The 10,316-nt window shown below is 69.8% G+C and carries 10 protein-coding genes; 3 read left to right on the top strand and 7 right to left on the bottom strand.

Translation table 11 applies throughout. From position 1 onward, the window contains the following. Positions 1–144 precede the first annotated feature (144 nt). From AB4Y86_RS04205 to AB4Y86_RS04195, 3 genes are all read left to right on the top strand, one after another. A complete protein-coding gene (locus AB4Y86_RS04205; protein ID WP_441400360.1) occupies positions 145–1,473 on the top strand; it encodes a nicotinate phosphoribosyltransferase in 1,329 nt (442 codons plus the stop codon). Beyond that, complete coding sequence (locus tag AB4Y86_RS04200; RefSeq protein WP_441400359.1) at positions 1,474–2,118, top strand: isochorismatase family protein; 645 nt, start codon at positions 1,474–1,476, stop codon at positions 2,116–2,118. It begins immediately after the preceding gene. Positions 2,119–2,197: 79 nt separating this feature from the next. Next, complete coding sequence (locus AB4Y86_RS04195; protein ID WP_441400357.1) at positions 2,198–2,545, top strand: hypothetical protein; 348 nt, start codon at positions 2,198–2,200, stop codon at positions 2,543–2,545. A 64-nt stretch (positions 2,546–2,609) separates the two neighbouring features. Here AB4Y86_RS04195 and AB4Y86_RS04190 read toward each other — a convergent pair whose 3' ends face one another. The 7 genes from AB4Y86_RS04190 to AB4Y86_RS04160 form a co-directional block, all read right to left on the bottom strand. Beyond that, the gene (locus AB4Y86_RS04190) at positions 2,610–4,397 is read right to left on the bottom strand and encodes a DEAD/DEAH box helicase (RefSeq protein ID WP_441400355.1); all 1,788 of its coding nucleotides are present in this window, start codon (positions 4,395–4,397) and stop codon (positions 2,610–2,612) included. Between the two features lie 143 nt (positions 4,398–4,540). Next, positions 4,541–4,852 (bottom strand): DUF3039 domain-containing protein, encoded by a 312-nt coding sequence (locus AB4Y86_RS04185; protein WP_441400353.1) that lies wholly within the window; start codon positions 4,850–4,852, stop codon positions 4,541–4,543. A gap of 60 nt (positions 4,853–4,912) precedes the next feature. Next, positions 4,913–5,695 (bottom strand): glucosamine-6-phosphate deaminase, encoded by a 783-nt coding sequence (nagB, locus tag AB4Y86_RS04180; protein ID WP_441400351.1) that lies wholly within the window; start codon positions 5,693–5,695, stop codon positions 4,913–4,915. A gap of 24 nt (positions 5,696–5,719) precedes the next feature. After that, the gene (locus AB4Y86_RS04175; protein ID WP_441400349.1) at positions 5,720–7,291 is read right to left on the bottom strand and encodes a transporter; all 1,572 of its coding nucleotides are present in this window, start codon (positions 7,289–7,291) and stop codon (positions 5,720–5,722) included. Continuing rightward, the gene (locus AB4Y86_RS04170) at positions 7,273–8,103 is read right to left on the bottom strand and encodes an ABC transporter ATP-binding protein (RefSeq protein ID WP_441400348.1); all 831 of its coding nucleotides are present in this window, start codon (positions 8,101–8,103) and stop codon (positions 7,273–7,275) included. The genes AB4Y86_RS04175 and AB4Y86_RS04170 overlap by 19 nt, the downstream gene beginning before the upstream one ends. Before the next feature lie 128 nt (positions 8,104–8,231). Continuing rightward, a complete protein-coding gene (locus tag AB4Y86_RS04165) occupies positions 8,232–9,332 on the bottom strand; it encodes an NADH:flavin oxidoreductase/NADH oxidase (protein WP_441400346.1) in 1,101 nt (366 codons plus the stop codon). Further along, positions 9,332–10,297 (bottom strand): co-chaperone YbbN, encoded by a 966-nt coding sequence (locus tag AB4Y86_RS04160; protein WP_441400362.1) that lies wholly within the window; start codon positions 10,295–10,297, stop codon positions 9,332–9,334. The genes AB4Y86_RS04165 and AB4Y86_RS04160 overlap by 1 nt, the downstream gene beginning before the upstream one ends. Positions 10,298–10,316 lie beyond the last annotated feature (19 nt).

The raw sequence follows: 10,316 nt of genomic DNA, 5'->3' as shown, positions 1-10,316 counted from the left end.
CTATGGGGAGGTGGGCCCACGCCGGCGAGGGCCCCACGGCGAAGCGAAGCGAGACGAGGGAGCCGGTGGGTGGGCCCACGCCGGCGAGGGCCCCACGGCGAAGCGAAGCGAGACGAGGGAGCCGGTGGGGACTAGAGTGAATTTGTGAGTACCTCAGCTGGCTGGGACCATCCCCGCACGTCTCTGTACACCGACCATTACGAGCTGACCATGCTCCAGGCCGCACTGCATTCGGGCGCCGCGCACCGCAAATCGGTGTTTGAAGCCTTTGCCCGGCGGCTCCCCGACGGCCGGCGCTACGGGATCGTGGCGGGCACCGGCCGGCTGCTGGAGGGGATCGCGGATTTCCGCTTCGGCGACGCCGAGCTCGATTTTCTGCGCCGTTCGAAGGTGGTCAACGAGGAGACCCTCGAGTACCTGGCCGGGTTCTCCTTCTCCGGCGACATCTGGGGCTACGCGGAGGGCGACGCCTACTTCCCCAACTCCCCCATCATGATCGTCGAATCCACCTTTGCCGAGGCCTGCATCCTCGAGACGTACGTCCTCTCGACCCTCAACCATGACAGTGCCATCGCGTCCGCGGCCTCCCGCATGATTACGGCGGCGGGCAGCCGGCCCTGCATCGAGATGGGGTCGCGGCGCACGCACGAGGAATCCGCCGTCGCGGCCGCCCGGGCCGCCGTGATTGCGGGCTTTGACAGCACCTCCAACCTCGAGGCCGGCCGGCGCTACGGGATCAAGACGGTGGGCACGGCCGCCCACTCCTTCACCTTGCTGCATGACACCGAGCGGGAGGCCTTCGAGGCGCAGATCGCCTCGATGGGCGCTGGCACCGCGCTGCTGGTGGACACCTACGACGTCGAGGCTGCCGTGCGTACCGCCGTCGAACTGGCCGGCGACAAGCTCGGCGCGGTCCGGCTGGACTCGGGCGACCTCGTCGCGCAGGCACAGTGGGTCCGCCAGTTGCTGGATCAGCTGGGCAACGAAAACACCCGGATCATGGTCACCTCGGACCTGGATGAATTCGCTATCGCCGCGCTGCAGTCCGCCCCGGTGGACTCGTACGGCGTGGGCACCTCGCTGGTGACCGGCTCCGGAGCGCCGACGGCGAGCATGGTTTACAAGCTGGTCAGCCACACCGACGACGCCGGCAGCTTCGTTCCGGTGGCCAAGGCGGCGAAGAACAAGGCCAGCAAGGGCGGCCGCAAGTACGCGCTGCGCAAACTCAACGACCGAGGCACCGCCACCCAGGAGCTCGTCGGCATCGGGCGCCCCCCGGAGGATGACGGCAACGACCGGCAGCTGCTGCAGCAGTTCATCAAGAACGGCGAGCTGCTGCCGGGCTGGACCGGACCCGAGGGCGTGGAGCGCGCCCGGCAGCGCCACGCCGACAGCATGAAGGAGCTCCCGGCAGTGGTCAACCGGCTCCAGCGCGGGGAAGCAGCCATCCCCACCATCTACGAGGAGGACTGAATGTCACGCGCCTTGATCATCGTCGACGTGCAGAACGATTTCTGTGAGGGCGGTGCTCTCCCGGTTCAGGGCGGGGCCGCGCTCGCCGCCGAAATCAGCGAATACGTCGATGCCCGGCACGGGCAGTTCGACCACATCGTGGCCACCCAGGACTGGCACATCGATCCCGGCGCGCACTTTTCCGAGGAGCCGGACTACACCGACAGCTGGCCGCCGCATTGCGTCGCAGGCACCCGCGGCGCCGAGCTGCACCCGGACCTGGACACCGARTACRTCCAGGCCTACTTCCGCAARGGGCAGTTYACGGCCGCCTACTCGGGCTTCGAAGGGCTGCTCGCCCCCGACGACGCCGTCCCCACCGGCGACCGCACGCCCGGCTCGCTGCCCGTGGGCGGCGCGGCAGGCCCCGGCGCCTTCGCCGTGGACGACGACGCCATCGGCCTGGACGACTGGCTGCAGAGCCACGACGTCGAAGAGGTTGTGGTCGTGGGGATCGCCACCGACCACTGCGTGAAGGCGACCGCGTTGGACGCCGTCCAGGCCGGCTACTCCGTCACTGTGCCGCGCGGGCTCACGGTAGGGATCGCCGAAGACCTCGACGATGCCTTTGCGGAGATGGAGCTTGGCGGCGTCGATCTCGCCTGAACTCGTGGCACCCAGCGCCGCACAGTAGACTCGGAATCCTTGCCAGTAACGTCGGACCCGTAAATTCCCGGAGTACACCATGAAGAAGACCCTGACCGTCCTGATCGCTGCCGGGACTCTGCTCGGCGCAGCCGCCTGCTCGGCCCCGAAGATGACCACCGAGGAAACGTGCGCCCGCATCAAGACCATCACCTCGTCGCCGACGTCCAGTTCGGACAAGTTCGGCATGACCCGGCTGGCGAACCAGATCCGGCCCATCGAGGCCACGGCCTCCGCGGAGCTGCAGGGTCCGCTGCAGTCCATCGTGGACTACCTGGACGAGTCCGCGAAGAAGGACCCGGACCAGGCCAAGGTGGATGACCTGAAGGCCAAGTACACCTCGGCCGGGCAGGCCTTCTCCCAGGCGTGCCCGGCCCCCGCCCAGTAACGGGACAGGCCGCCAACTGAAAAGGGACCGGGTTTTGACCCGGTCCCTTTTGCGTGCCGCCCTGCTACTTCCGGCCGATGAACCAGTCCTGGAGCTTCCGGAGCCGCGCCTGCAGCTGCTCCTCGTTGGCCTGCGCCACTGCCGGGCCGCCGCACACGGTCCGCAGCTTCGTGTGGATGACGCCGTGCGGGGTGCTGGTCCGCGCGGACCAGGCCGCGACGTTTTTGGCCAGCTCGGTGCGCAGGTCCATCAGCATCCGGTGGTCCGGCACGGCGGGCGCGTCGGGCACTGCGGGCGCCCCCTGCGGCGAGCGCTTGTTCTTGCGGCTGAGCTGCTCATGCTGGCGCTGGCGGAGCAGGGTGCCCACCTGTTCGGCGTCGAGCAGGCCTGGAATGCCGAGGAAGTCCAGCTCGTCTTCGGACCCCACCTCGCCGCCGGTCCCGAACTCGCCGCCGTCGAACAGCACCCGGTCGAAGGAGGCCTGCGAGTCGAGCGCCTCGAACTTGCCCTTCATCAGGGTGTCGGAGGCCTTCTCCTCGCGGTTGGCCTCGTCCAGAAGCGAGTCCTCCGGGTTGAACAGCCCGTCGGCGTCTTCCTTCTCCGGTCGGTCCAGGGCGTGGTCCCGCTCGGCTTCCATCGAGTTTGCCAGTGCCATCAGCTGGGGGACGGAGGGCAGGAACACCGACGCCGTCTCCCCGCGCTTGCGGGCACGCACGAAGCGCCCCACCGCCTGGGCGAAGAACAGCGGCGTGGAGGTGGAGGTCGCGTAAACACCCACCGACAGCCGCGGGACGTCCACGCCTTCGGACACCATCCGGACGGCGACCATCCAGCGCTTCTCGCCGGCGGAAAACTCCTCGATCTTGTCCGAGGCCTTCGCGTCGTCGGAGAGAATCACCGTGGGTGACTCGCCGGTGATCTTCTTCAGCTGGCCGGCGTAGGCGCGCGCATCCTCATGATCGGTGGCAATGACCAGGCCGCCGGCGTCGGGCACGCTGCGCCGGACCTCGCTGAGCCGTTTGTCCGCCCCGGCCAGCACTGCCGGTATCCACTCGCCGGTCGGATTCAGGGCCGTGCGCCAGGCCTGGGCGGTGATGTCCTTGGTGACGGCCGCTTCACCGAGCGACGCCGCCATTTCTTCGCCTCCGCTGGTGCGCCAGCGCATCTGGCCGGAGTAGGCCATGAACATTACCGGGCGGACCACGTGGTCACGGAGGGCCTTGCCGTAGCCGTAGGTGTAGTCGGCCTTGGAGCGGCGGATGCCCTCGCGGTCCTMGGCGTACTCGACGAACGGGATCGGCGAAGTGTCCGAACGGAACGGGGTGCCGGTCAGGGACAAGCGCCGGGCTGCCGGCTCGAAGGCCTCGCGCAGACCGTCACCCCAGGACAATGCCTCGCCGCCGTGGTGGATCTCGTCGAGGATCACCAGGGTGCGTGCCGCCTCAGTCTTGGCCCGGTGCAGCATCGGTTTGCTGGCCACCTGCGCATAGGTGACCGCGACGCCGACGAAGCCGCGGCCGTGCTGGCCGTCGGCGTTCTTGAAGTTGGGGTCGATGGCGATGCCGACCTTGGCGGCGGCGTCCGCCCACTGGCGCTTGAGGTGGTCCGTCGGGGCCACGATGGTTACCCGTTTCACCACCCCGGCGTCGATCAGCATGGACGCCACCCGCAGGGCGAAGGTGGTTTTGCCGGCGCCTGGCGTGGCGACCGCCAGGAAATCCTTGGGATGGGTGCTGAAGTAGCTGTCCAGTGCTTCCTGCTGCCAGGCACGGAGCTTGGGCGCCGTGCCCCAGGCGGCCCGCTCGGGATACGCGGGCGGCAGGACAGGTCCGCCAAAGAGTGTTTCAGTCACTTACGGGGCCTCCCATCCGCATACGTCAGCCGGTTCCGGAGAAACCCAAGTAAGCACAAAAACAACCAATCTCTTTCGGATGAACCGGACAACAGCGAAGGCCGGCAACGGATCAAGCCGCGCCGGCACCGGGAGTCAAGTCCCTATTTTCCGGAGTCCCCGCCGTCGCCACCCGGGCGCAGGCCCTCGTAGACCTCTTTGCATTCGGGGCAGACCGGAAACTTCTTCGGATCCCGGCCGGGCGTCCACACCTTGCCGCAGAGGGCAATCACGGGCTCCCCGGACAGGGCGGATTCCATGATCTTTTCCTTGCGCACATAGTGCGAAAAGCGCTCCCGGTCGCCCGGTTCCACCTCCTGGCGCAGTTCCTCGCGCTCAATGGTGGCCGTCGACGTCCCGGCCCCGGAGAGCTCACGCATCGGGTCGGTTTCGAGTGGATCCGTCATGCTGGTCATGACACCCATCTTAGCCGCTGCCACGGACTCGACGACGACGGCGGGACGGCTGCGGCGCGGTTACAGGCCCTGCCAGCGCGGCTTTCCGTCATAGCTGTGCCGGTAATAATCGGCGAGTCGCAGCGAGGAAGCCGCCGCCTCATCCAGCAGGAGTGTGACGTGCGGGTGCAGCTGCAGGACCGATGCAGGACAGATGGCGGCCACCGGCCCCTCGGCGAGGTCACGGACGGCCTGCGCCTTCTGTGCCCCGGCGGCGAGCAGGATCACATGCCGGGATTCCAGGACGGTGCCCAGGCCCTGGGTGAGCACGTGGTGGGGCACCTCTGCCTGGCTGCTGAAAAAACGGGCGTTGTCCCGCCGCGTCTGTTCCAGCAGCGTCTTGATCCTGGTGCGGGAGGCCAGCGAGGATCCCGGCTCGTTGAAGCCGATGTGCCCGTCAGTGCCCAGTCCGAGCAGCTGCAGGTCCACGCCCCCGGCCCCGCTGATGGCGTCCTCGAACGCCCGGCAGGCGGCCGGAACATCGGCGGCCTCCCCGTCGGGTCCGAGGACGTTGGCCTCGCTGATGTTCACCCGGCTCGTGAAGTCGCGGCGGATGACTTCGCGGTAGGACTCCGGATGGCCGGCGGGGAGGCCTACATACTCGTCGAGGGTGAAGGCCCGGGTCCGGCTGAAATCCAGGCCCCCGCGCTCGTGCCGGCGCACCAGCTCCTCGTACACGGGCAACGGCGAGGCGCCGGTGGCCAGGCCCAGGACGGCGTCGGGTTTGCTCCGCACCAGGGCCTCGACCGCGTCGGCGGCGAGGGCGGCGCGTGAGCTGCCTCCCGAAAGGATGACGATTTCCATGGTCCCTGCCTTTCGTTGTGACGTTCAGCGGTTGACGGCCAGCTGCGCGAGCAGTTCCGGCCCGCGCGCGTCCAGCCACTTGCCGCCCAGCCGCACGCCGGCGGCGAAGAGGATGCCGCCAAGCACCGGGCCGAGCGCCAGGCAGATCCAGCCCGGTACCGGGCTGCCGCCCGCGAGTTGCATCGCCACCAGGACCAGCTCCGGGCTCACGAGGACCAGCAGGAGGGCCATCCCGCCGAATTGCACCGCCAAGGTCTGCGCCACGTTACCCGGCGGTTTCTTGAACGGGCTGTCGCCGGGCAGCGGCACGGGCATGGTGTAGCGGGCCGAGACCACCGAGGACAGGCCCAGGCCGGTGAAGAGCACGCCCAGGGACAGGCCCAGGACGCAGGGCAGCAGCGGCCAGCCGCCGGTGATGAACATCGGGACGACGCTGAACAGCACCACGACGGGCAGCGCGAAGACCAGGCAGGCCACCGCCCGGCCGAGCCGGTCCTGGCTGCCGCGCACCCCGGCGGACACGTGCAGGGCAAAGGCTGTGCTGTCGTAGGAGACATCCGAGGAGATGGACCAGGCGAGCAGGAAGGCCGACAGCGGTCCGACGAATTGCAGGAGCCCGTAGAAGCCGGACTGGCTGGCCTGGAACCACAACAGCACCGGGAGCAGCGGTACCACCACGAGCGAGCCGGCATAGCGCGGATCGCGCAGCCAGTAACTCAGCGAGCGGGCCACAATCGCCCCGGTGGGGGTGCCCGGGACCACCCCGAACAGCCCCAGGCCGGAGGCCTTTTTCTTGGCGCTCCCCGCGAAGGGCGGTGTGACGAGCGCGCGCTGCAGCAGCACCTTCCAGCACCACACCAAGGCGGCCAGGCTGGCAACCGCGATGAGCAGCTTGAGCACGGCGGTACCGTAGTGGCCGCCGGCGAGCTCGCCGCCGAGGGCCCAGGCGGCCCCGATCGGCGTCCACTCCAGGAACCGTGCCAGTTCGACGATGAACCCGGCCGAGCCGCGGATGCCGCGGGCGACGGCGGCCACGATCGGCCCCGTCAGCACCAACGGAATCAGGAAGGCGACCGCGCTGACGTCCTTGAAACGCCGGGAACTGGCCAGGCTGACGGTGCCGGCGGTCACCACCCTTGAGAGCACCACGCAGGTGAGCACCCCGAGGACGGCGCCCACCAGGGCCCCGAACGCGTCCAGGATGCTTCGCGACCAGGTGCCCACGGTGGCCAGCGCCACGAGCGACGTCGCCGCCCCTGGCGTGCCGATCAGCCCGGCCAGGGCCAGGCCCGCCAGCATCTGCGGCATCGGGACGGCGAAGGTCGTGAACCGGGCCGGGTCCAGGGTCAGGTCGGCGGCCGAGGCCACAATCGGGATGATCGCCCAGCCCAGCACCGCGCCGGCGCCGCCCAGCACCACCACCGTCTGCGCCGTCGTGACGTCAGCCTGGCGCAGCAGCAACAGCCCGACGACACCGACCCCGACGATGCCGAAGGCGTAGAGCGCCCCGATGCAGATGCCCACCAGTTGCCAGGGGCTGCGTCGGAGGCTGTTGCGCAGCAGGGTGAGCTTGAGCCTTAGAAGGTGCGCAACCATTCGAGCCCTTCCGCGTGGCTGCGGCCGCCCACCAGCTGGACAAAGCGGTCCTCGAGCGACTCGCCTGCGCGCACCTGGTCGACGGTCCCGGCGGCCAGCACCCGGCCCTCGGCGACGACGGCGACGTGGTCGCACATCCGCTGGACGAGGTCCATGACGTGGCTGGAGACGATGACCGTTCCGCCGGAGCCGACATAGCGTTCGAGGATGTCTCGGATATTGGCGGCCGAGACCGGGTCGACCGATTCGAACGGCTCGTCCAGCACCAGCAGCCGGGGAGCGTGAATCAGCGCCGAGGCGAGCGCGATCTTTTTGGTCATGCCGGCGGAATAGTCCACCACGAGTGTGCCGGCGTCCTGGCTGAGGTCCAGGGCAGCGAGCAGCTCGGCCACCCGCGCCACCACCACTGCCCGGTCCATGCCGCGCAGCAGGCCCGCGTAGCTCACCAGTTGCTCTCCGGTGAGCCGGTCAAAGAGCCGTACCCCGTCTGGCAGCACGCCCATCAGCTTCTTGGCCTCCAGCGGGTGCTGCCAGACATCCACGCCATGGACCAGTGCGGTGCCGAAATCCGGCCGCAGCAGCCCGGTCGCCATCGACAGGGTGGTGGTTTTGCCGGCGCCGTTGGGGCCGACGATCCCGTAGAAGGAGCCGGCCGGCACGTCGAGGCTGATGCCGTCCACGGCGATCTTCGTGCCGAAGCGTTTGGCCAGGCCGCGCAGGGCCAGCGCCGGGACCGGGTCAACCGGGCTGGCCGGGCTGGCCGGGCTGGCTGGCGCCGCCGGCACTGGCGGTTGCGGGTGCTCGAAAGTCATATCGCTAGACTAACCGCCGCCGGCGCCGGGCAGGGTCGTCCGAAAGGGGTAATTTAGGCCCTCATCCCAGCGGACGATCCCGGACGGCTAGCGGGGCCCGGCAGGACCGGCAGCGCGGGCGGGCGGGACTAGAACGTGTGCCGGGGGATGGCCCGCTCGTACTGCGGCGGCCACGCGAGTTCCTGGCCCAGCTCAAAGGCCGCCCGCAGCCACCAGTGCGGGTCGCGCAGTGCGGCCCGGGCGATGAAGACGCCGTCCGCCTGGCCGGTGGCCACGGCATGCTCGGCCTGGCCCGCGGAGGTCAGCAGCCCCACGGTGCCGGTCCGGATCCCGGCTTCGCGCCGGATCCGGGCGCTGAATCCGGTCTGGTAGCCGGGGCCGACCGGGATCTTCTGGTGCGCCACGGCCCCGCCGCTGGAGACGTCCACGAGGTCCACCCCGTGTTCGCCTGCCGTGCGGGCCAGCCGTACCGACGCTTCCGCGTCGATGCCGCCGTCGGCCCAGTCCGAGGCCGAGATCCGCAGCAGCAGCGGCATCGAATCGGGGATGACGTCCCGCACCGCGTCGAGAACAGCCAGCGTCAGCCGGTTGCGGCCTTCCTCATTCCCGCCCCAGCGGTCCGTCCGGTCGTTGACCAGCGGGCTCTGGAACTGGTGCAGCAGGTAGCCGTGGGCGCCGTGGATCTCGATCGTGTCGAAGCCGGCGCCGACGGCGCGGACGGCGGCCGCGGCGAAGTCGGCGATCACGCCGTCGATTTCGTCTTCGGTCATGGCCGACGGCGGCGCGTAGCCGTCGAAGGCGCCGGTGCCCGGGCCCACGGTGTTCCAGCCGCCGTCGGAGGCGGGCACCGTGCCGCTGTTGCCGGAGAACGGCCAGTAGGAGGACGCCTTGCGCCCGGCATGCGCCAACTGCGTGCCAATCTTGGCGTTGGCGGCACCGTGGCGGTGCACGAAGGAGACGATCCGCTCCCAGGCTTCGGCCTGGACATCGTTATAGAGGCCGGCATCCCGGGGGCTGATCCGGCCGGCGGCGTTCACGGCGGCCGCCTCGGTCAGCATCAGGGCTGCTCCCCCGGTCGCGAAGGACCCAAGGTGCATCAGGTGCCAGTCGTTGGGCACCGCCTCGCCGGTCTCCGGCCCGCAGCTGTACTGGCACATCGGCGAAACCCAGCCGCGGTGCTCCAACCTGAGCGAGCGCAGCTCCAGCGGCGCGAACAGGGCCGAGCCCATTAGAACAGCACCCGCGCGAGGTTCTGCCGGGCCTTGGCAACACGCTCGTCGGAGGTTCCCACCACGTCGAAGAGTTCCAGCAGGCGCACCCGGGCAGTTTCCCGCTCCGGTCCGAAGTTCCGCCCGATGAACGTCACGATCCGGCCCAGGCCGTCCTCGACGTGACCGCCGGCAACGTCCAGGTCGGCGACGGCGAGCTGGGCTTCGAGGTTGTCCGGTTCCTCGGCGGCACGGCCGCGGACGGCCTCGGTTTCGGCGGCGGACAGGGCCTGGAGCCGGCCCATCAGCTCCACCTGCGCGAGCCCGGCCTTGGCCTCGGCGTCGGCCGGCATCTCGATCAGGGCCTGCCGGTAGGCCGCCGCGGCACCGGCGTAGTCGCCGGCCTCGATGGCGTCGAACGCCTTCTGGTGYAGCGGCGGCAGCGGCGGAGCCTCGGGCTCCGCCGAGCCTGGCCCGCCGGCCCCGAGCCGGCCGGTCACGCCGTTGGCCGCGGCAACCTTGAGGAGTTCGTCGAAGAGGCTCCGCACCTGCTGCTCCTCGGCACCGCCCTGGAACAGCGGCACGGGCTGGCCCTTGACCAGAGCGACGGCGGTCGGAACGGCCTGGACCTGGAAGGCCTGCGCGAGCTGGGGGAAAGCCTCGATGTCGGCGGCGCCAAGGACCAGCCGGCCCTCGTAGCTGTCGACAATCTGCTCCAGCACGTCCACAAGCTGAGCCGAGCCCGGCGAGTAAGCGGCCCACAGAGCGACCACCACGGGGACCTGCGCGGAAAGATCCACGAGCTCCTGAAAGTTGGCCTCGGTGACGTCCACGCGCAGCGGCGCGGCGGCGTTGTGGTCGGGGCCGCCGCCGGCTGCCCCCGGTGCGGCCGGCCCCCCGCCGCCCGCACCGGCGGGCGGCGCGGGGCGCTGCTTCAGGGCGGAGAGATCGACGGCGCCGCGCAGATTGAGCGCGGAAAGATCCACGAGCTCCTGAAAGTTGGCC

The organism is Arthrobacter sp. 2YAF22_2 (assembly GCF_052114645.1).
Lineage (GTDB): Bacteria > Actinomycetota > Actinomycetes > Actinomycetales > Micrococcaceae > Arthrobacter.
The sequence above is the reverse complement of the archived record's forward strand: the minus strand, read 5'-3'. Positions and strand labels throughout refer to the sequence as shown.